This is a genomic window from Exiguobacterium sp. N4-1P, assembly GCF_002214325.1.
This window is the reverse complement of record NZ_CP022236.1, coordinates 2,933,943-2,955,765: the sequence shown is the minus strand read 5'-3', so window position 1 is coordinate 2,955,765 and position 21,823 is coordinate 2,933,943. Positions and strand designations below refer to the sequence as shown.

Annotated in this window: 22 protein-coding genes; 15 read left to right on the top strand and 7 right to left on the bottom strand. The window is 47.2% G+C overall.

Going from position 1 to position 21,823, the window contains the following annotated elements:
* The first annotated feature begins 3 nt into the window (after window positions 1-3).
* From A0126_RS15065 to A0126_RS15025, 9 genes are read left to right on the top strand one after another with little or no spacing between them, the layout of a single operon-like run.
* Window positions 4-258 carry a hypothetical protein gene (locus A0126_RS15065; protein WP_088838321.1) on the top strand — a complete coding sequence of 85 codons (255 nt, stop codon included), beginning with the start codon at window positions 4-6 and terminating at the stop codon, window positions 256-258.
* Between the two features lie 16 nt (window positions 259-274).
* The gene (locus A0126_RS15060; RefSeq protein ID WP_088838320.1) at window positions 275-691 is read left to right on the top strand and encodes a hypothetical protein; all 417 of its coding nucleotides are present in this window, start codon (window positions 275-277) and stop codon (window positions 689-691) included.
* Window positions 692-715: 24 nt separating this feature from the next.
* Complete coding sequence (locus A0126_RS15055; protein WP_088838319.1) at window positions 716-2,656, top strand: pLS20_p028 family conjugation system transmembrane protein; 1,941 nt, start codon at window positions 716-718, stop codon at window positions 2,654-2,656.
* Window positions 2,657-2,660: 4 nt separating this feature from the next.
* Window positions 2,661-2,972, top strand: coding sequence for a DUF5592 family protein (locus tag A0126_RS15050; RefSeq protein ID WP_088838318.1), 312 nt, complete (start codon window positions 2,661-2,663; stop codon window positions 2,970-2,972).
* Window positions 2,973-2,976: 4 nt separating this feature from the next.
* The gene (locus A0126_RS15045; RefSeq protein ID WP_088838317.1) at window positions 2,977-3,612 is read left to right on the top strand and encodes a hypothetical protein; all 636 of its coding nucleotides are present in this window, start codon (window positions 2,977-2,979) and stop codon (window positions 3,610-3,612) included.
* Window positions 3,613-3,619: 7 nt separating this feature from the next.
* Window positions 3,620-5,563 carry a VirB4 family type IV secretion system protein gene (locus tag A0126_RS15040; RefSeq protein WP_088838316.1) on the top strand — a complete coding sequence of 648 codons (1,944 nt, stop codon included), beginning with the start codon at window positions 3,620-3,622 and terminating at the stop codon, window positions 5,561-5,563.
* Entirely contained in the window at window positions 5,563-6,669 is a 1,107-nt protein-coding gene (locus A0126_RS15035) for a lysozyme family protein (RefSeq protein WP_157898506.1), read from the top strand. The genes A0126_RS15040 and A0126_RS15035 overlap by 1 nt, the downstream gene beginning before the upstream one ends.
* A gap of 13 nt (window positions 6,670-6,682) precedes the next feature.
* Window positions 6,683-7,240 (top strand): hypothetical protein, encoded by a 558-nt coding sequence (locus tag A0126_RS15030; RefSeq protein ID WP_088838315.1) that lies wholly within the window; start codon window positions 6,683-6,685, stop codon window positions 7,238-7,240.
* Entirely contained in the window at window positions 7,241-8,080 is an 840-nt protein-coding gene (locus tag A0126_RS15025) for a hypothetical protein (protein ID WP_088838314.1), read from the top strand.
* Window positions 8,081-8,531: 451 nt separating this feature from the next.
* On the opposite strand, the gene A0126_RS19210 is transcribed toward A0126_RS15025, so the two are convergent.
* Complete coding sequence (locus A0126_RS19210; RefSeq protein WP_156508413.1) at window positions 8,532-8,669, bottom strand: hypothetical protein; 138 nt, start codon at window positions 8,667-8,669, stop codon at window positions 8,532-8,534.
* A 138-nt stretch (window positions 8,670-8,807) separates the two neighbouring features.
* Between A0126_RS19210 and A0126_RS15020 the strand changes: the two genes are divergently transcribed.
* The 6 genes from A0126_RS15020 to A0126_RS19205 all read left to right on the top strand — a co-directional run bounded on the left by A0126_RS15020 (window position 8,808) and on the right by A0126_RS19205 (window position 12,669).
* Window positions 8,808-9,059: a hypothetical protein gene (locus A0126_RS15020; protein ID WP_035413937.1), complete on the top strand. Its 252-nt coding sequence runs from the start codon at window positions 8,808-8,810 to the stop codon at window positions 9,057-9,059.
* Window positions 9,052-10,212, top strand: a complete 1,161-nt coding sequence (mobP2, locus tag A0126_RS15015; protein WP_088838313.1) for a MobP2 family relaxase — start codon at window positions 9,052-9,054, stop codon at window positions 10,210-10,212. The genes A0126_RS15020 and mobP2 overlap by 8 nt, the downstream gene beginning before the upstream one ends.
* Before the next feature lie 11 nt (window positions 10,213-10,223).
* A complete protein-coding gene (locus A0126_RS15010) occupies window positions 10,224-10,679 on the top strand; it encodes a hypothetical protein (RefSeq protein ID WP_088838312.1) in 456 nt (151 codons plus the stop codon).
* Window positions 10,676-10,954 (top strand): hypothetical protein, encoded by a 279-nt coding sequence (locus A0126_RS15005; RefSeq protein ID WP_088838311.1) that lies wholly within the window; start codon window positions 10,676-10,678, stop codon window positions 10,952-10,954. The genes A0126_RS15010 and A0126_RS15005 overlap by 4 nt, the downstream gene beginning before the upstream one ends.
* A 5-nt stretch (window positions 10,955-10,959) precedes the next feature.
* On the top strand, window positions 10,960-12,423 hold the full coding sequence (locus A0126_RS15000; RefSeq protein WP_088838310.1) for an ArdC-like ssDNA-binding domain-containing protein: 1,464 nt from the start codon (window positions 10,960-10,962) through the stop codon (window positions 12,421-12,423).
* An 84-nt stretch (window positions 12,424-12,507) separates the two neighbouring features.
* Window positions 12,508-12,669: a hypothetical protein gene (locus A0126_RS19205; RefSeq protein WP_157898505.1), complete on the top strand. Its 162-nt coding sequence runs from the start codon at window positions 12,508-12,510 to the stop codon at window positions 12,667-12,669.
* Window positions 12,670-12,745: 76 nt separating this feature from the next.
* Here A0126_RS19205 and A0126_RS19580 read toward each other — a convergent pair whose 3' ends face one another.
* From A0126_RS19580 to recF, 6 genes are all read right to left on the bottom strand, one after another.
* The gene (locus A0126_RS19580; protein WP_235195150.1) at window positions 12,746-13,609 is read right to left on the bottom strand and encodes an IS3 family transposase; all 864 of its coding nucleotides are present in this window, start codon (window positions 13,607-13,609) and stop codon (window positions 12,746-12,748) included.
* 14 nt (window positions 13,610-13,623) lie between these two features.
* Window positions 13,624-14,298, bottom strand: a complete 675-nt coding sequence (locus A0126_RS19575) for a helix-turn-helix domain-containing protein (protein ID WP_029330182.1) — start codon at window positions 14,296-14,298, stop codon at window positions 13,624-13,626.
* Between the two features lie 620 nt (window positions 14,299-14,918).
* A complete protein-coding gene (locus A0126_RS14990; protein ID WP_088838309.1) occupies window positions 14,919-15,965 on the bottom strand; it encodes an HD-GYP domain-containing protein in 1,047 nt (348 codons plus the stop codon).
* A 102-nt stretch (window positions 15,966-16,067) separates the two neighbouring features.
* Window positions 16,068-18,716, bottom strand: coding sequence for a DNA gyrase subunit A (gyrA, locus tag A0126_RS14985; protein WP_088838308.1), 2,649 nt, complete (start codon window positions 18,714-18,716; stop codon window positions 16,068-16,070).
* Window positions 18,717-18,743: 27 nt separating this feature from the next.
* Window positions 18,744-20,657 (bottom strand): DNA topoisomerase (ATP-hydrolyzing) subunit B, encoded by a 1,914-nt coding sequence (gene gyrB / locus A0126_RS14980; protein ID WP_204251446.1) that lies wholly within the window; start codon window positions 20,655-20,657, stop codon window positions 18,744-18,746.
* Between the two features lie 10 nt (window positions 20,658-20,667).
* Complete coding sequence (recF, locus tag A0126_RS14975; RefSeq protein WP_029332175.1) at window positions 20,668-21,822, bottom strand: DNA replication/repair protein RecF; 1,155 nt, start codon at window positions 21,820-21,822, stop codon at window positions 20,668-20,670.
* Window position 21,823: the final 1 nt, after the last annotated feature.

The following is a 21,823-nucleotide window of genomic DNA, read 5'->3' as shown; positions in this document are numbered from 1 at the left end:
CATATGACAGAACTGACACGCACCGAACGCGTCCAGCGCGAACTCCGGGTCATCGCGACCATCATCAAGGAGAACAAGAAGCGCCTCCGTCGTGGTGAAGTTTTAAACATCCAGACCCAAGATGGCTTTTTAGTCGTATTTGAGGAAGAAGACCCAGACTCAGGCGACCGAAAAACTGTTACGCTTATAGACACATTCGATTTCCGGGTCCACGTCAGCAATGATGACCTGACAGGTCCGGAACAAGTGTCATCATAGGAAAAGGGGTGGAGGCATGCAAACGAAACGAGTACTCTCCGGACTATTGATTTCCTCTGCGTTACTTTTAGTCGGTTGTAGTGAAAAGAGTGAAGCGAAGTCTTTTAAACAAGTCTCTGTAAAAGAAATAGATCAGTTGAAAGACAGTAATAAAAATGAGTTCATACTTGTCGATAGCGACAGCAAAGCAGAATTTGAGTCTTATGTAGATAAAGTGAAAGAAGTCGCCGAAAAGGAGGAAGTACAAGTAAAATTGTTTAATCCTTTTCAACCTAACGGGAAAGACTTAGAAGATCGTGCAACAGATGATCATGGGGAATTAAAGGGTGGTCGCCTTTATAAGTTGCAGGATGGTAAATTCGTCAGTTCTCTAGACCTTACGACGTTAAGTGATAACACGCTCGAAGATGAAGTAACTTCTTTCATTGATTAAATAGGCAGAGAAAGGAGGGCCATCATGGCTAATGGAGATGTAGCATCCAAACTAGAAGAATTTCAAGACTTATTAAGCATCAGTGATTTGGTAAGCGATGCGCTTCGTTCTGTTGGTTGGCTTTTCGTTAGAGGTCTCTCCTTCATCATCGATGGTCTTGAACAGATTACGAATGACATACTTCTCCTAAAAACATTCTTTAATAATCCTCAAGTGGTTGAATTCGTTCAGACGATTCAACCATTTTTATATGTTATTTTAGCTGGTAGCTTTTTATTTACCGGTTACTTGATGATTTTTCAGAAAAAATTTGATCGAGAAGGCTTTTTAATTAATCTGTTCATCACGCTGTTAGTTTTAGGGTTACTGTCTCCTACGATGGTAAAAACAAGTGAATTTACGGACACTGCCATTACAAGCTTCAATCAAGATGGCATGTATGAAAATCAGGATCATACTTTATCACAATCAGTGCTTCAAAAAAATGTACATGATTTAGTCGAGTATGATAAAACCGCTTTCGAAGATACGAAAATTAAAAAAACGAACTCCATTCCAGCAAGTCAAATTAAGAATATAGACATCAATGATGTATTTGATAGCGATGAGTACCGATTGAGTAAAGAAGGTGAAGACATTTCACAAAACAAGCTAGCTTGGAATGGGAAAGAAATGACTGAAATTGAATTAGATCAAAGTGGCGTTGAATGGAACAATCAATATTACTATCGGTATCACCCGAACTGGCTGACAATCCTCGTCACACTTGGAGTGATGGGCTTTACTCTCTTCTCGATTGCCTATAAGCTGGCTCGACTCTCGTTCGAGTTGGCTTTTAATTATGTCTTGGCGATTTTGATAGCACCTGCTGATCTACACAGCGGACAAAAGACGAAGAAGGTCATTCAAAGCATCTTGAACACCTTTCTCGTCATCATTCTGATCTTCGTTTCGATCAAACTCTATACGATTGGAACGGCATACCTGGCCGATACACTGGACGGACTCGCTTATTTGATTGCGTTGATTGCCTTCTCTGCCGCTTTGATTGATGGACCAAACATGGTCGAACGTCTCTTCGGGATTGATGCCGGTCTGAAGCGTGGTTGGGGTGTCGCACTCGGTGCGTATGCTGTCGGGAAAGGAACAGCGAAAGCGGGCGCTCGTGTCGCCGGTCAGACGATGAAGATGGCATCACACCCTTCCACTCCTTCTGTATCGGAAGCAGCGAGTACGAAATTGCCACCGAATCCGCCACCGAATGGCGGTACACCCGCGAGTCGTCCAGATCGTTCGCCTGAAATTGTTCAGAATCCATCACAAGCACAAGAGCGGACATCTCGTCCAGCAGAACCAGAGAATCAACAAATCGAGTCAGTTGAGATGTCAATGCATGGTACGGCGCAAGAGGCTCAGACTGCGGCAGCATCACCGGAATCCATTCCACATCGTCCAGACTCTGACTCACAAGCAAAACCTGTGCCATCGACTTCGCAATCGACAATACCTGCTACGCAACCGAAGATGTCCAATATGTCGTCGAATGAACAACAGGTTACTTTACCTGAGGAGCTCGAAGCGCCTGAAATGCCTACGACATCTCATCAGGTCACACAGTCTCCACAGACTTCCGAAGTAAATCGCAATTCTGTTACTTCTTCAGCGAATTCGACACCATTCGACAAAACGACTACTAGTGCGTCCGCTCATTCTGTGGAAACAACAGAGAATGTGTTACCGAACGTCACATCATCTAACTCTTCCAGTGGATCACCATCCATCAGTGAATCATCGCAGGAGACATCATCCGGAACGCAACGTCAGCGAAAATCAATCTATCAGACACTCGAGACCACGACACAAAAAGAACTCAAGCATGTCGAACAAGCCCAGACGCGCGTGACGCAGGAATCGTCCCGGATGTACTCGACAGATATTCCGCGTCCAGATCCGAAAAAGGAGTGAGAATATGCAACAGCGCCAATACCGGATTCCGAAAGAAGTCACGACCGAACTGAAAATCAATAAGATGCTCTACCTCTATGATTTACTGTTTCTCGTCGCCTTGATCATCGTCCGGTTGATCGCCCTGCCGTTCATTCCGTACGTCTTGCATCTCCCATTCACGTGCTTCCTCGTCGGCTTCGGACTCTTTCTCGTCATCCGACCGACAACGAATCCGGAAAAGCGGATGGTCCACGTGCTCTATTACGCACTGATCAAGAAGAAAGACACCTATATGGCGTTGGCCGACCGGAATGAATCTTCGAAAGGAGCGTGATCAGATGAGTTTATCGGAAGATACACGATTGAAAACAAGTCCCATGACCGATATCGCATGGCTCGACGAGGTTCAGTTGACGACACCACCAACACGCAAGGAGAAGCGTGTCCGCATCCCGCCGTCTGTCGCCTCCATTTTGCCGATTATCGACTCAACGGCGCTCGATGTTCTCGAGATGCAGGACGGGACGTTTTGCGACATCATTCAACTGACTTCAAAGGATATTTACGGACTATCTGAGACGGAGAAGGACCATGATATCTTCTCCCTCGCCTATCTCTTACAGGCATATATCCATCCATTGAAGGTGATCCCGCTCAATACACCGCTTAATCTAGAAAAACAGAAACAACGAATCGAGCGACAGCTGCGGCAGAATCAGATTGCCGCCTATCGTCCGTTTCTTCAAAAGAAGAAACAAGAACTGATCTACCTTGAGGAGCATCGCACGAATCGCGATTATCTCCTCTTTTTTTATGCGCCGGACGAGGCAATGCTCCGGGAACGGAAGCATCAATTGACGAAACTCCTTCGACGTAGCAACCCGATGGTCGAACTGACGATCGAGCAGAAAATCCATGTATTGTTCCAACTGCACAACCCGAATACGAAACCGACCCAGGACGGAAAGGAGTGATGACGTCATGTGGCGTACACGTTTTCTACGAAAGCAGGATCCTGAGACAATTAAACAACAGGACGGCTACAATCCGACATTCGTCCAAGCGATCCAGCCGCAAGGCGGACTCCGCTTCGAACCGAACTATGTCCGGACCGGTGACGGTTATCTCGCCTGCCTCCATGTCTATAAGTATCAGTCGACCGTCTATGATTTTTGGCTCGAGCCAATCCTTAACCTGCCCGGTGTCCTGACGACGCTCGACATCGGGACGGCGGACAAGCGAGAGATGATCCGGACAATCAACAAGTCGATGGCCGAGCAGAATACGCGCTTCGAGAATGCGAAAGATAATGTCGACCGGATTGATGCGCGCGAGACGTATAAGGAACTGAACGAACTCTACGAACAGATCACGCAGGGCGAAACGATGAAGTATCTGCACCTCCGACTCTACGTCAAAGCGAAGACACTCAACGCACTCGAACGACAAGTCCAGGACGTGATGGAGGAACTGGAAGCGCGGAACTTCCGTGCTACTGTCTTCCTCAACGAACAGGAGTGGGAATGGCAGAGCCTCTTCCTCAGCTATGAGCAACAGCAAAAGCTACCAAACCGCCGTCGTGGGAAAGAGATTCCATCGCTCTCGATCGCGGGTGGTTATCCGTTCCACTTCACGTCGCTACAGGATCCGACTGGGACCTACTACGGGACGACCGACACGAACGGGAGTGTCATCTTCGATCTGTTCCATAAGGATAAGCAACGGAAGTTTTATAACGCCTTGATGATTGGGAAGATGGGTTCCGGGAAGTCGACACTGCTCAAGAAGACGGTCCTCGATCAAGCGATCAAAGGCAATCACGTCCGGATTTTGGACGTGACAGGGGAGTTCTCCGACCTCGTGCGGCAACTCGGCGGAAAAGAGATCGCACTCGACGGTTCCGCTGGACGAATCAACCCACTCCATGTCTATAAGACGGTGACACATGCCGATGGAGCCGCAGACGAAGCCCTCTCGTTCATGCAACACCTGTCGAAGATTGCTGTCTTCTATCATTACATCAATCCGGCAGCCTCACAGGAAGAAGCGAACGAGTTCGAGATTCTGCTCCGTCAGCTCTATCTGGAAAAGGGACTCTGGAATGAGGACGGTGACGCCCCAATCACGACGCATCCAGCGAACACCTATCCTGTTTTCTCCGACTTCTTAGCGCTGGTTCGCTCCGAATTGTATACGGACGCAATGCGGACATCGATCCGCGAGACCATCAGCACGAACCGTGTCAGACGGCTCGAGAACATCGAACTCGCAATCACGAACCTCGTCCATAACTACGGCAACATCTTTGACGGACATTCCTCGATCGAGCGGTTCGATGAGGAAGCGATTGTCTCGTTTCCCTTACGCAACCTGACGAACTTAAAGGACGAAATCTTTCAGGCACAGGTCTTCAACCTGATGAACATGCTCTGGGACGGGATGATCCTCAACGGTGCCGGGCAACTTCGGAGCTACAACCAGGGCGAGTTGTTGATTGAGGATGCCTTCAAGTATCTGATCGTCATCGATGAGGCTCATCACTTAATCAACACGCGCGATATTGCGCAACCGGCGATTCTATACCTGCAACAGTTCATGCGCGAAGCGCGGAAATACTTCGGCGGCATCTTCTTCGCTTCCCATTTGATTACGGACTTTGTTCCGACCGGTTCGAAGTCGGAGAACGCCGAGAACGTCAAGACCCTGTTCCAGCTGACGCAGTATAAGTTCATCGGCGAGCAGGATGCCGAGAGCATCCCGACGATCCAGACCGTCTTCGACGGACAACTGACCGAGAGTGAGACGCGGTTGATTCCGTCGCTCGAAACTGGTCGAATTGTCCTTAGTATCTCCGGTGTGAAGACGTTGATCTTCGATGTCGATGTCTCACCCGAGGAGCTGACCTTGTTCGGAGGTGGTGCCTGATGTGGAGTACGGTCCGGCAATCGGCATGCGTCGCCGTCCGGATGAAGTGGCGACTCTTGACCTTGAAATATCGTTTGATTGCGCTTGGTATCGCGCTACTATTGTTGCTTCTGATTATCATCGTCGCAGGCATTCTCGATGCGTTGACCGAGATCGAGAACGATCAGGCGACCGAGACACCGATTGCTTATTCGGACGCGAGTCTACAAGTCAGTGATGACGTCTTACAATATCGCGAGACAATCGCACGCGAATTAAAGAAGCAACAACTCGAGGCACAGACGAACGTCGTCCTCGCCTTGATGATGCAGGAAAGCGGTGGACGTGGGAATGATCCGATGCAAGCCAGTGAATCAAAGTGCGGACTGATCGGCTGCATCACCTCTCCCGATGAGAGCATTCGTTATGGGGTGAAACACTTCGCATCCGTCTTCCGACAAGCGAACCAAGACGTCAAGTTGACGCTCCAGAGTTACAACTTCGGGAGCGGCTTCATTGATTACGTCCAAGAAAAAGGTGGACGCTATACGAAAAAACTTGCAATCTCTTTTTCACAGATGATGTACCAACGCGTCAAGAAAAGTGGCATCTATCAATGTCATCGTCCGAGCGCGATCGAGCATCAAGCCTGTTACGGTGACATCGAATATGTCGATGCCGTCCTCCGGTATCTGACGCCGACGGTACTGGCAGAAGGCAAGACGGGACCGATCAAAGGGAAGCTTCATGCGCCCCTCGACATCCCGCTTCAGATGACGTCGGGATTCGGATCACGGGTCGTTTTCGGAAAGACGGACGTTCATACGGGCATCGACTTCAGTTGTCACGATACCGATACCGTCCACGCCGTCCGCTCCGGTACCGTCACGTATAGCGGCTTACGCGGACCTTATGGGCAGCTCATCCAGATCAAACAAGGAGAATGGATCACTGCCTACGCCCACCTTTCCGCGCGCCAAGTCAAGACGGGTCAGAAGATTGAAGCCGGTCAAGCAATCGGGATATGTGGATCGACCGGTCGATCGACGGGCAACCATCTGCATATCGAATTCAAAACCAGCGACTGGTCTGGACACATCGATCCGGCACCACTGTTTTCGCTATAAGGAGGGATGCACCATGGCATTGACGAGTCGTCATCTCCTGTGGCTCGTGTTGTTCTGTCTGCTGCTATCGATCAGTGCCAATGTCTATCAATATCGTTCAATGGCATCAGATAGACCGCATCGAATCGAAGAGAAAGCTGAGAAGAATGTGTTACCAAAAACGACGGTGTCAGATCCACCCATCTCGACTGACAAACAAGAGCAAGAACAGAACTCGACCATTTCTAAGACCGCAGAACGCTTCATCACGTTCGCCTTCACATGGGAAGACGGAACCTATCCGACACGCAAACGTCAAGCCGGTCAGTATATGTCGGAGTCCCTCAAACGGACGGTGTTCGCGAGTAGCGGAAGCGATGACAAGTTCACTGCTTCCGTTTCTGAGATCGAAGTCTTTCTGAACCGTGACGATCCGAAACATTGCCTTGTCCGCTTCAAACGGACGTTAACAATCGATTCAAACGGTTATGAAGAGACATCCGATGAGCTGGTCGAACTGACGTTTACGAACCAAGATAGTCGTTACATCGTCGACCAAATGAAGAGTCTCAAGTCGTCAGGGGGTGTTTAAATGCAGACAGGAAAACGAAAGACGTTGACCCGTGACTGGTCTCGCTTGTATCTCGGAACAGGGATGTTTTTCTTAATCGGCTTTCTGTTTTTCGGTTTCTCTTCACTCTTCTTTGCTGAAGAACAACCGATCAATGCGACGCCGATTGGTGAAGAACAACGATTGACGAATGGTCAGACCGTCACGCTTCTTGACTGGTCGCATGATGAGGAGCGGAAACAGATGCGTGTCCGCCTCCAGTTCGATCAACCCCAAGACTACGCGACGAAACTTGTCGCGCACGTCGCTTACAAGGAACAACCGACGGATGAGAAGCGCGTCCACATCGTCTACCACCAGGACGAGCACTATGTCTTCGAAATCGAAGATGTACCGCGCGACTTTGATCAGCTAGCCCTTCGCTTATATGTCATTGAATCTCAACAGTCACTCGAGAAGCTGAGTGCTACAAAGAGAGAAGAGGCGCTCGTCGAATCACTTTATATGGATCAGCGACGTGTCTTAAGGACATCACTTTCTACTCAACAAGCGAACGATTATGCACAACTTTTTCTCGCTGACGAGCACGTGCAAAGTCAAAAACGGATCAAGAAAATGAAGCGCGAACAGATGGAGCAAGCTTCTCTCATCCAGAAAATCGAACAGGATATCGAGACGAAACAAGCCACCTTACCCGACCTGACACTCGATGAACAAGTCGAACGTGAGGACGAGATTTTCAATCTGAAGCAGGATAAAGAGGACGCACTGTTACGACAAACGGAATTGAAAAAACAACTCACGCAAGAAGAAAAAAGACAAGATCAACTACGCATTAAAGCACGTGAACTGAAATGGTAAGGTGGCACACGCCGTGCCAAAATACCGTTTTTAGTGGCACGCGGTGTGACCTTTTTGCGATTTTGATGATATCAGGGAAACACTAGGCTCCGCCTAGGCTAGCACGCTTCGTGATAGCAGTTTCCCCTTATGCTCTTTTTTCACGGTTTTAGGTCCATCTCTGTTTCTACGGTTTCTAAGTTTTGATTGGAGACAACTCATTTTTTCTGTTTGATTGAATAAAAAAACGAGCATCGCAGCTCGTTGAATTCGCTCCATGATTAATTTTTAAACGTCTCAAATACTTTAAACATGACATAAAACGAACCGAAGCTACAGGCTAATCCGAACAAAGCGAGTGTCCAAACCGTCATCCTCAATTCCCCCTTTCATCCTTATACATGATTTGGGAGAGCGAGGTTTCAACAAATGGAAATTTTTCTTAATTCACTCTTATCTGATCTTTATTCGATTAATGGACGTCACTCATATTTGGTGAATCAGATTCACGTGTGCGCGTTCTCGAATACATGTTTTTCAGGAGTTCGATGATCAAGGAGACGATCAAGGCTTCTCCGAGTGTATAACTATGTTCGATGATTGACTGCATGTAGTTCCCTCCGTTCTTCGTCTGGGTAGTATTACCTTTCTCACTTCTAATGACAGGAAGAACGGTCGAATTGTTCGGAAAGAATTTCATTTTTTTAGAAAGCCGAGACTTACTTTCCTAAAGGAAGGAGGTAAAGAGATGGATCTCTTGATTCGCGACATCGACTCCGTATTCGTCAAACAACTCGACGAGCAGGCGGAGAAACAGATGTGTTCCCGACAAGAATTATTGAAAGGATTACTGACTACTTGGTGCGTAGACGGCATCCAGTCGACACAGGTTGCGCGCCTCGAACGACAACTCGAAGCGAACACGTTACACCTAAAGCGGAGTGCAACAGAACTTGAACAATTGACCAAACTCTTTCGTGAGGTGATGCAGGATGACTAACGTTCCTGGTGTCATCATCAAGTCGAAGTTCAAACTCCCTCAAACAATCCGACGTGCGCGTCGCTATACGACGTACCTCAGTTACATCGATCGACCGGAGACGAAAGCACGGTCGCAACAGTTTGAGAACTATCACGATTATATGGAGGATGAACTGAAATCGAGCGGTCTGTTCACAGCGACGCAAGACCGATTGAGTGCGATTGAACGAGAGCAATTGCGTGAAGTCTTTCGACGGGCACAAGAGAACGGCAGCATCCTGTGGCAAGATGTCATCTCTTTCGACGAAACCTGGTTACAAGAAGTCGGTGTCAAAGAAAATCACTACATCGATGAGCAACGTTTGATGCAGGCGACAAGGAATGCCACCAATTTGATGATCGAAAAGGAACAGATGCTGCATGCGACATGGACTGCTGCGATCCATTACAACACGGATAACATTCATGTCCATGTTGCGACGGTCGAGACGGTTCATCCGCGCGAACGGGGCAAGCGCAAACCGAAAACGATCGAGAAGATGAAGGCACAAGTCGTCCATACCCTTGCCGATCGAACACGTGAACAAGAGAAACTGAATACCTTCATCCGGGAAGAAGTCCTAGCCCACAAACGAAATCGTTCGACGACGTCCGCTTCGAATCGAATCCTGCATCCGGAACTCGTTCGGCAGTACAAAACGATTCAGAAACAATTACCGGACGACAAGCGGCAGTGGTATTACAACATGAACGGCATGCACGAACTGCGTCCTTCACTCAATCAATTTACCGACACGTATCTTGCGACCTACTTCGAGAAAGAGCACAGCGAGTTTAAACAACAACTCGATACCGAGGTCGCATTCTACGAGCGAAGTTATGGATCGGCATCCCAAGCATCGGCTTATCGAAAGACGAAAGAACAGGATCTCTACACACGGATGGGAAATGCCGTCCTGTCCGAGATGCGTGAGTCGTCCAAGCCACCTCAGAAGCTTGCGAAGAAAGCTGCATCCTCACCCAAACAAAGAATCCGGTCAGCGTTTCGACGTGAACGGATCATGCAAGAGACGCTTTATCGGATCGGACGACACATGAATGATGAGTGGGACCACATCAAGAACCAGCATGCTTTTGAACAACTCGAACAGGAAGTCCAACATGAAAGGTAAGGTGAAATGGGATGGAAGAGACGAAGCAAGTCCGGATCCGGCTGAGTGCCGTAACCGCTGAATTTTTAGAGGAGTATCGTGAGAGAGAACGACTGTCAGGAATCGGTCCGGCAATCGATCACATCATCCGCGACTATCAAGAGATGATCAAGAAGCAATGGGATTTGAACTATATCAATCGTTCCGTATCAAAACAGATCGAACAAGAGTTGACCACGTTCTGGGAAGAACAAATCACAAAAAGTCTCTCTCCGTTACGAAAGAGCGTCCACCAGACGGACCTCCAGACACAGGTATTGATCGAACTGGTACAAGCCTTGATGCAGACGGAGAGTATCGAGGATATCATCCCGACGACCGAATACCGTCCTTCGTTCCTTGAGACAGCGGAGACGGCCGTCAAATCACGGATCGAACAACGAAAGCAGCATAAGCATTCCGATGAGGAAAGGATGACCCACAAATGAGACGACTAGAAGCTTTCACACTCGCAACGTTTCTCGAACTGCAACCGACCCACGTCACAGTCTTGATTCATCAAGCGCGATACGACATCCCTGTCTCATATGACGAATATTCGTTCCTTGCGATCCTGCAAGAAGAGCCTCTGTTGTTGCTACCGGTATCACGTGATCGTCGTCATCTACTACTGGATCGACTTGCTACCGACCCGATGGTTTTAGAAGAGTTGAACGACTTTGAAGGTGCTGCTGATTCATCCGTTTCGTCTGAAGGAGCGTGAGACACATGGCATATAAGAAGAAAACACGTGAGGATTATCAGAAGGAAGTACAAGCGTTGACCGACAAGATGGAGACGCAGCTCGCTTCTCACTTCGTCAGTCAGGAGAGCATCAAGGAACATCTCAACTTCATGAGCCGGTTCCATCGCTACTCGACTCGGAACATGTTACTGATAGAGGAACAGTTCCAAGGCGCACATGCTGTCGGTTCTTATGCGTATTGGGAAAAGCAAGGTGTCCAGGTCCAAAAAGGAGAGAAAGGCATCAAGATTTTCGTGCCCTCCCCTGTCACCTTCATTAAACGAGAAAAGGATTGGGTTTCATGGAAGGACGCGACGAAGACAGAGCAAAAACGTGCGAAGGAAGGTGCTCTTCCGATACGCAAAGCAATGTATTACAAGATCGGTCATGTCTTTGAGTACACGCAGACCGATGCTCGTGAGAAGGGTCTCGAAGTCTCCGAGCTGTTTGCTTCGTATCATCGGAACGGTTCAATTCGTGAAGCAGAATCATTTCGCCGTGCGTTGAACGGGATTGCTGAGACACAAGACGTGACGTTACTTGATAAACCGTTGAATGAGCTTGGTACAGCGAAGGGATGCTTCTATCCAGATTTAAACGCGATTGCCCTGAATCCACGGAACTCGGACATCGAGAATGTCACCGTCATGATCCATGAACTCGCGCATGCGAATCTGCATAACACAGAACGAAACGAAGAGCGTGGAATCGAGTTGAATCCGCACGAGAAGGAATTCCAAGCGGAGATGGTCGCCTACACGGTTGCAGCTCATTTTGATTTTCCGACAGATGAGTTTTCGTTATCGTACCTCGCCAGTTGGACACAAGGGAAAGACTTACGCGATAAAGAAGACTTGTTGTACGAAGTCCATCAGACATCTGGTCACTTCATCCGCGAAATCCATACTTCGCTCGAGCACGAACAAGTACTTGAACGGGAAGCATCGCCTCTCAAGATGATCGAACATATAGAGAACGTTGCACAAATTACAGATCAAAGGATGCCATTAGCCGAACGACTCGAGCGGATCATGCAGCACACACCGGAGAATGTCGGAGCTTACTTGACGAGCATCGCCAAGCAGGACACGCAGCAAGACCTATCAACGTTTGACGAACCGATGATGCTCGTCCATGGGTCGACAGACTTCTTCGAACCGTTCGCGAAAGCCAATGACCGTGACTTCGACGAACACGAGACGATTGCCTATACATTGGTTATTCCTGGAGAAGAACCGATCAGTCAACACTTCCAGGGTCTTGAGGAAGCCAGTAGCCCGTTACATCATATCCTTAAAACAGAGGTCGTCAGCAAAGAGACAGAGCAAGTACTTGAGAACGCATGGTATGACGAGATGATTTCGACGGAAGACCGCGACTTAGAAAAAGTGAGAAAGATTGTGACACGTCACTTTAAAGTACCCGAACAGGATTTCCGAAGTCGCTAAAAATACATCTTATTCCCTTTTAAAATCAAGTACTATAAAGGAGCAGGATAAAACTGACAATATAGGTGAGATGGAGGAATGGTCATGAATAATAATCAAGCGATAGCTTATGCCATCATCGCAATGGCGCAACTCGGCTATACACGTGAACAGATCGAAAAGGTTCAAGCGAGTATGCTGTCTGAGATGGATTGGTCGGATGAAGAAACAGCAGAAAAGAAAGCAGCTACTATCTTAAAGGGATAAAACAAAACAGCAACATCGCTTTAAAAAAAAATGAACTGCTCCCCGTCAAGTAGACAGGTCAAATAATATAAATTTTTTAAACGGCTTGAGCCCTGAATTCCAGCGGACTTAAGCCGTTTAATCGTTTTTGATACCGCAGCTCATTATAAAATCGAATGTAGCGTCGGATTGCATCGTGGAGTTCATCGAACTCCTCGAATGTATGAAGATAGTAGCTTTCACACTTTAGCGCTCCCCAAAAAGATTCGATTGGACCATTATCGATGCATTTACCGGCACGGGACATGCTTTGTGTGATCCCAGCTTGTTGAGTCATATGATGAAAGGCATTTGACGTATATTGAAACCCACGGTCACTATGAAGAAGAGGGAAACTACCAGGATCATCATCCAAGGCGAGTTTTAGCGTATCAAAGACGAGCTGACTGTTATTCGAACGACTTAGCACAAATGAACGAATTGATCCATCATACAAATCGAGAATTGCACTTAAATAAGCCTTTTTTGAGGTGCCGTATTTGAATTCCGTGATATCTGTTAACCATTTCTGATTCGGTTTTTCCGCATGGAATTCACGATTCAGAAGATTTTCTGCCGTTTGTCCGGGTATAGTTCTCATATATTTCGGTCGTGTTCGACGAATGACGCAACGAATGCCGGCGATTCGCATCAAGCGACGAACCCGTTTATGATTAACCGTTCTGTTAAATTGGCGATCTAGATTCAAGACCATTCGTTCACATCCATAGACTCCATCTACCGACTCATGAATAGATGTCAGCTCTTCAATGATCATGATGTTCTCTTCTTCGCGTACCGTCGGTACACGATTTAACCATTTATAATAGGCAGCACGGGATACGTCCGCAAAACGACAGAGGGCGACAATCGAATAGCCGAACTGGTCCGCCAACGATTGTATAGCCTTGTACTTATCCAAATTTCGGACTTGGTCTAACCTCTCCCCCTTTCGAACTCCTCTAGCTTTTTTAAGAACTCATTTTCCATTCGAAGAAGCTCGTTCTCTTGCTCAATCTTTTTCATCTCGATGGAGAGGCGTTCCACGTCCGTCAGTTCCTCAAACGGTTTCGTACGTCCACGGCTATCCATCAGTCCGTCAATCCCATTCTTTTCATACTTTTGAACCCACTTGTAGATTTGTTGGTAGGAGACCCGGTGGGTCTTCGCAGTTTCTTTATACTTCTTTCCATTTTTAAGACAGTCGCTGACTATACTAACGCGTTCTTCGAATGTCGTGATTCTTCCTCTGGTCATAGCGAATCGCTCCTTTAGTAGTGTGTCTTCACTACGACCATTATAGTTTGAAATCCAACGTCTGAGTACGCTTGCACTGGAGATGTTTAATTTTATGATGACGTCCATGACGGGCTCACCTTTTTCTAGCACGTCGCGTACGGCTCGCTCTTTAAACTCATTGGAATACTTCGTGCATACCGACCGTTTCTCCAAAGCTGAGATACCGCCTTGACGATACATCTGTCTCCATCTGAGTAGGGTCGATTGTGTGACCCCGAAGAGTCTTGCGACTTCCCACAACGTGGACACTCCTTCTTCATAAGTTTGGATGGCATATAGTTTCTCACTAGCGGAACGCTTGAATTTGGACATAGAAAAAAGCTCCTTTCAAAAGTAAACAGTTTTTCTTATTTCAACTGTCTACTTTTTGGGGAGCATATCATCTCCATAAAGTGTTTGACTTGCTCGTTTTTGTGACTAAAAGTCACGTTGACGAAGCTTGCGCTTCATTCATTGTTTGTATCCGAAGATACGTTTTTTGCCTCATCGTTCAGTTTTCAAAGTTCGTCCGCGCCTGTTTTGGCGACTCAATTAGAATACCAAGTCTGGAACGATAAGTCAACAACTTTTTAAAAGAAGTTTTTTCGTTCGTTTCAAGCGTGCGTCCTCTTTAGGACATGAAATAATATACCATGCGATTTATTATTGTGCAAGCATTTTTGATAATTAATTTTAATTTCATAAAAAATTGTTTTATAACTTTTGACTAGACTTTCATTTTTTGTTGGTATAAGTGGCTTTTGCCACGTCTTCCTGTTTTTGAGCCGTACCTTTCGACTTTTAGCATTCACCTTTTTTAGGACACCTGTCACATACGGCTCAAACAGAAAACTAACCTATTCCTAGCAGATCCACCTAAATGTTTCCCTCTTCATAAAAGTTGATCTACAGACTGATTAAACTACGCGTTTCTTCTATATAGTAAGTCTGCTTTAATCCATCAGCTGCATAATGTTCAACTGCCGGTCTTCCATTAAGTCTTTCACGACTTGCTGGTTCTGCTCATCATAGACGATGACAGGACGATCAAAGATGACATTCTTCCGCACGACAGTTGCAATTTTTCCGTTACTCATCAAAACACGATCTCCGATTCCAATCGGCAATAGAAGTTGTCCGAGTAATGTAACGTACTTCGAATCGTACTGCATCGGCCGCGCTTTTAGGTGAACGTATGCATCGTATGCCGTATAAGCCTCTCGGTATGGACGCCAGCTTGTCATTGCCGCAAAAACATCTGCTACGATGAAAAGACGTGTATGATCCATGATTTTATCACCCGTGGCTTTTAATGGGTAACCGGATCCGTCTAGACGTTCATGGTGTTGGACGATTAAACGTTTGACCGTATCTGAAATGACCGTATCGTTTTGTAAGGCTTGATAAGCCATCGCCGGATGTCGATGGAAAATCTCTTGTTGCATTGCTTCATATCGTTTTGTATGTCGCCACTCCATGATGCGTGCGAGTCCATAGTCTGCAAAGTAAGAGGCTGTCCATAAGTCTTGAATCATCTTTCGTTCTTTTCTGACTGCTTCCGCTAACAGCTGAGCGAGTGCCCCTCGATAAACCGCATGGCGAACTGTATATGCTTCCGTTCCCCGTTCAAGGAAAAACGGTAAAATGTCTTCCCGACGAACTGTGTCTGGCATCGAGTTTTTAACCCATTTCAAAGCTTCATATGTATTCGGGGTGAAACCTTGTTCCCATGAGGTGAAGACTTGATTATAGGAATCAACAAGTTCTTCGAATGGATTTTCGCTTACTTCTTGAAGACGAACCATCTCTTGTTGACTTTCTTCGACTAGACCTTCTGGTCGTTCCTCAATATCGATTTCCTTAATCAAAAACCGTTTCAGGCGTCTTAGTTCGTCTGTCCCTAGTTTTTTTCCAGCTTCGACAATCGGTATATCGGTATGTAAAAAGACTGACTCCGTTACCCGGTCGCCGATGATGAGTCGCTCGCTTGCGATACGCATCTTACCTCGTCCCTTTCTCTCATCAGTTTTATTTGTAGAAAAACAGCAGAGTAGGGACATCTACCGTCCGACTCTGCTGTACCTCTTTATTCCATACTGATGTTATTCTTCTGTTTCTTCGATTACTGTTTCTGCTTCAACAACCGGAGAAACGTTTTCTTCATCCACGACAGTCGACAGCTCATCAACGATCGCTTCTTCGTTTTCTTCTTTTTTCAGTTTCGCGACGGTAGCGACACGGTCACCTTCTTCAATCCGGATGACTTTGACACCTTGTGTGTTACGTCCGACACGTGAAATATTTTGTGAATCGGTCCGGATGACGATTCCGCCTTCTGTCATGATCATGATGTCGTCATCGACGTCAACAATCCGTAGGGCAGCGATTTGACCAATCCGGTCGTTCACTTTACTTGCAATCAATCCTTTACCACCACGCGTCTGGCTTCGGAACTCAGTCATTGGTGTCCGCTTCCCGAATCCTTTTTCCGTGATGACGAGGACATCTTGTTCGTCACGCGCAAGCTCCATGCCGATGACGATATCTTCTTCTGCTAGTTTCATCGCTTTGACACCACGCGCACCACGTCCCATTGAACGAACGTTTGTGATCGGGAAACGAATCGCCTTACCACGGTTTGAAACGGTAAAGACTTCATCGTCTGTCGATGCGAGACGGACAGATGTCAATTCGTCGTCTTCGAACAGACGAATCGCAATCAGACCGTTTTTATTAATCCGGGCATAAGCAGAGAGTGGCGAACGTTTAACGCGTCCTTTACGTGTCATGAAGATTAATGATTTTTGCTCATCCTGCATGACTTCTTCTGCATCAAGTATCTCTTCCGCTTCTTCTTCCGGTGCTACGTCGTCATCCGATTCGATTGTCGCTTCGATGATGGATTCTTCGACGACATTTTGCTCTTCCAGGTATCGTTTAAAGTTAACTGGAATCATCGTCTCGACCTTTTCACCGCGTTCAATCTGAATCAGGTTGATGATCGGCACACCTTTTGAAGTCCGGCTCATCTCAGGTACTTCATACCCACGGATGCGGTAGACTTTCCCGCGGTTTGTAAAGAACAGGATCGTATCATGCGTCGAACACGATAAGAGACGTGTTACATAATCCGCATCATTCGTACCGATTCCTTGGACACCACGACCACCACGACGTTGTGCACGATACGAATCCGTCGTGAGACGTTTAATGTATCCACTGCTCGTCAATGTGATGATGATATCTTTTTCAGGAATCAAATCTTCATCTTCGAATTCGATGTGGTCCATCCGAATTTCAGTCCGGCGTTTGTCGTTGAAGCGTTCTTTCACTTCTTCGAGTTCCGTCCGAATCAATTCAAGCAATTCTTCATCGCTTTCGAGAATTTTTTTGAGTTCCGTGATCAGCTGCATGATTTCATCATATTCAGCATCGATTTTCTCACGTTCGAGTCCTGTTAGACGTTGAAGACGCATATCAAGAATCGCTTGCGATTGTTTCTCAGACAAAGCAAACCGATCCATCAACTGTTCGCGTGCCGCATCAGCCGTTCGGTTCGCTCGGATGATTTTGATGACTTCATCCAAGTGATCGAGTGCGATGCGAAGACCCGCAAGAAGATGTTCCCGTGCTTCCGCCTTCTCAAGGTCGAACTGTGTCCGGCGACGGACGATTTCTTTTTGGTGCTCGAGGTAATGATAGAGCATCTCTTTGAGTGTCAGCGTTTTCGGACGACCACCCACGATCGCAAGCATGTTGACACCAAACGTCGTTTGCATCGATGTCTGTTTATATAAGTTATTTAGGATGACACTTGCGTTCGCATCACGACGAATTTCCATGACGATCCGCATACCACGACGATCGGATTCGTCACGTAAGTCCGTAATGCCTTCAATTTTCTTCTCACGGACGAGATCGGCGATTTTTTCTACGAGACGCGCCTTGTTGACTTGATATGGCAGTTCCGTCACGATGATCCGTTCGCGGTCTTTTTTAGCTTGTTCGATTTCTGCTTTCGCACGAACGATGATTGACCCACGTCCCGTTTCATAGGCACGGCGAATCCCGCTCCGACCTAAGATTTCACCGGCTGTCGGGAAATCAGGACCTGGAATGTGTTGCATCAACTCGGAAATCGTAATCTCCGGGTTATGCGTTAGCGCAAGTACGCCATCGATGACTTCACCTAATTGGTGCGGCGGAATGTTTGTTGCCATCCCGACCGCAATCCCGCTTGATCCATTGACGAGCAAGTTTGGAAAACGCGACGGTAAGACTTCTGGTTCGCGCTCTGATCCATCATAGTTATCTTTGAAATCAACGGTATTTTTATTGATATCGCGAACGATTTCCATCGCGATTTTTGACATACGGGCTTCCGTATATCGCATCGCAGCGGCAGAGTCGCCGTCGACAGAACCGAAGTTTCCGTGTCCATCCACGAGCTCATACCGGTAGCTGAAGTCCTGTGCCATCCGAACCATCGTGTCGTAAACAGCAGAATCACCGTGTGGGTGGTACTTACCGATAACTTCACCGACGATACGGGCAGATTTTTTATGTGGCTTATCTGCGCGGATACCGAGATCGTTCATCGCATAAAGAATACGACGATGTCCTGGCTTCAGACCGTCACGTACGTCAGGAAGTGCACGTGCGACGATGACGCTCATCGCGTAATCCATGAAGGATGTACGCATTTCTTGACTAATATTTATATCTTTAATGATTCCTTGTTGATCGGACATTCGTCTGGCCACCCTCTCTATTCAACGTTAAATATCCAAGTTCTTCACGTAATGCGCGTGCGACTGGATAAAGTCACGACGTGGTTCTACCTGATCTCCCATCAAGATATCGAATACTTCATCCGCTTCGATGGCATCTTGAAGTTCAACCCGAAGCATTTGACGACCACTCGGATCCATCGTCGTTTCCCAAAGTTGCTCTGGATCCATCTCACCGAGACCTTTATAACGCTGAATGTCGTAACGCGCGTTTTCTGGAAGTGCGGCTAAGGCCTCGTTCAGCTCACGTTCGTTATGCACATACGTGATGTTTTTCCCTTGCTTGATTCCGTATAGCGGCGGTTGTGCGATATAGACATAACCATGCTCGACGAGCGGACGCATATAACGGTAGAAGAACGTCAACAGGAGTGTCCGGATGTGGGCACCATCGACGTCGGCATCGGTCATGATGATGACTTTATGATACCGTGCTTTTTCGATGTTGAATTCTGAACCGATACTCGTTCCGAGTGCGGTAATGATCGTCCGGATCTCGTTACTGCCGAGAATTTTATCGAGACGGGCTTTTTCAACGTTCAAAATTTTACCACGGATCGGTAAAATCGCTTGGAAGTGACGGTCACGACCTGATTTCGCAGAACCACCCGCTGAGTCACCCTCAACGATATAAATTTCTGAAATCGTTGCATCCCGCGATGAACAGTCGGCCAATTTACCAGGAAGTGAACTTACTTCAAGGACACCTTTACGACGTGTCAATTCACGCGCGCGTTTCGCTGCCATCCGGGCACGCGAGGCCATCATTCCTTTTTCGACGATTGCACGAGCATTCGACGGGTTTTCCATCATGAACTGTTCAAAGATGGAAGAGAATAACGTATCGGTCGCTGTTCGAGCATCCGAGTTACCGAGCTTCGTTTTCGTTTGTCCTTCGAATTGGGGGTTCGGGTGTTTGATCGAGACGATTGCCGTCATTCCTTCACGGACGTCTTCCCCAGACAACGTACCGTCTGCTTCTTTCATCAAACCGAACTTCTTCGCATAGTCATTGATGACACGCGTCAACGCCGTCTTAAAGCCCGTTTCATGCGTACCACCTTCATGCGTCGGAATGTTGTTCGTAAACGAATAGATGTTGGCTGCAAAGCCATCGTTGTATTGAAGCGCAACTTCGACTTCGATGCCATCCTTCGTTCCGTGGACGTAGACCGGTTCCGGGTGAACAACTTCTTTCGAGCGGTTCAAGTGTTCAACGTACGACTTGATTCCACCTTCGTAATGGAAGTGCCGCGTAATCGGTTCTTCTGCACGATCGTCCGTAATGACGATGTTCAGACCTTTATTCAAGAAAGCGAGTTCACGTAAACGTGTCGCAAGTAAATCGTAATCGTATTCGAGTGTTTCCTGGAAGATTTCACTGTCCGGGAAGAAACGAATCATTGTCCCTGTCTCTTCTGAAGTCCCGATGATTTCGAGATCTTGTGTTGGAACACCACGATGATACGATTGATAATAGAGCTTCTCGTTCCGCTTAACGAATACTTCAAGCTTCGTCGACAACGCATTGACGACCGAAGCCCCGACACCGTGAAGACCACCTGATACTTTGTAGCCTCCGCCACCAAACTTACCGCCGGCATGGAGGACCGTTAAAATGACTTCGACTGCAGGACGTCCCATTTTTTCTTGAATATCAATCGGAATCCCCCGACCGTTATCCTCAACTAGAATCGAGTTCCCTGGTTCAATCGTGACTTTAATCGTGTCACAGTATCCAGCCAGTGCTTCATCAATCGAGTTATCGACGATTTCCCAAACTAAATGGTGGAGCCCTTTCGACGCGGTTGATCCAATATACATACCTGGACGTTTTCGAACGGCTTCAAGACCTTCAAGTACCTGAATCTGATCGGCACCGTACCCTTGTTCCAATTCCATATCTTCATGATTACTCATCGGTTTTCTCACCTACTGTTTCTTTATAGGATGTCTCTTCCAAAATAACTGCTCCTTGTTTCACGTGGAACAACTTCGCTTGTCTAATCGTTTCATGTGCGATTCCCTCGACACTCGTCGTCGTCAGGATCGTCTGAACCTTTTGTTGCATCGTATCGAGTAAATGGGTTTGACGATGATCATCGAGTTCCGATAACACATCGTCTAGAAGAAGTAGCGGGTATTCCCCGACCTCCTCATGAATCAACTCAATCTCTGCTAGCTTCAACGAGAGCGCAGCCGTCCGTTGCTGTCCTTGTGAACCGTATGTCTGGACATTTCGTCCATTGACCTCCATTTCGAAGTCATCACGGTGTGGACCAAATAACGTCACGCCTCGTCTAATTTCATTTTCTTTTATTTTACCAAACTTCTGCGTATAAGAAGCAGTCATTCCTTCGACATCCAGCGAATCATCACTAAATGTATCGGATCGATAGCGTAGAACGAGTTCTTCCTGTCCACGACTGATTCCATCATGAATCGGTCGCGCCCACTTTTCGAGCTGGGCAATGAAATGATGACGGCGTTGAACGATTTTAACGGCAAGCGTAATCATCTGTTCCGTCAAAATGTCGAGGAACGTCTCGTCCCCCCCTTTAATTGACAACTGCTTTAACAACGCATTTCGTTGTTTCAACACTTTCAGGTATTGACTTAATTCATGCAGGTAGACCGGACTGACTTGACCAATCTCCATATCTAAAAAGCGACGCCGTACTTGTGGACTGCCTTTGACGATGTGCAAATCCTCTGGTGCGAACAACACGATATTGAGCGCCCCGATATAATCACTGAGGCGCCGCTGTTCGAGATGATTGAGCTTCGCCTTCTTCCCACGACTCGAAATCTGGATTTCCTGCGAATGGGGACCCATCCGCTTCATGACACGTCCTTCGACGCGCGCTGCTTCCGCATCCCACTGGATCAGTTCCTTATCGTGTGTCGTCCGGTGCGATTTCGCGAGCGCCAATACGTGGATCGCTTCGAGCAAGTTCGTCTTGCCTTGAGCATTTTCCCCGATTAAGACGTTCGTCTTTTCAGAAAAGAACAATTCCAGCGACTCATAGTTGCGATAATGACTGAGTCGTACCGAATCTAGTCGCACG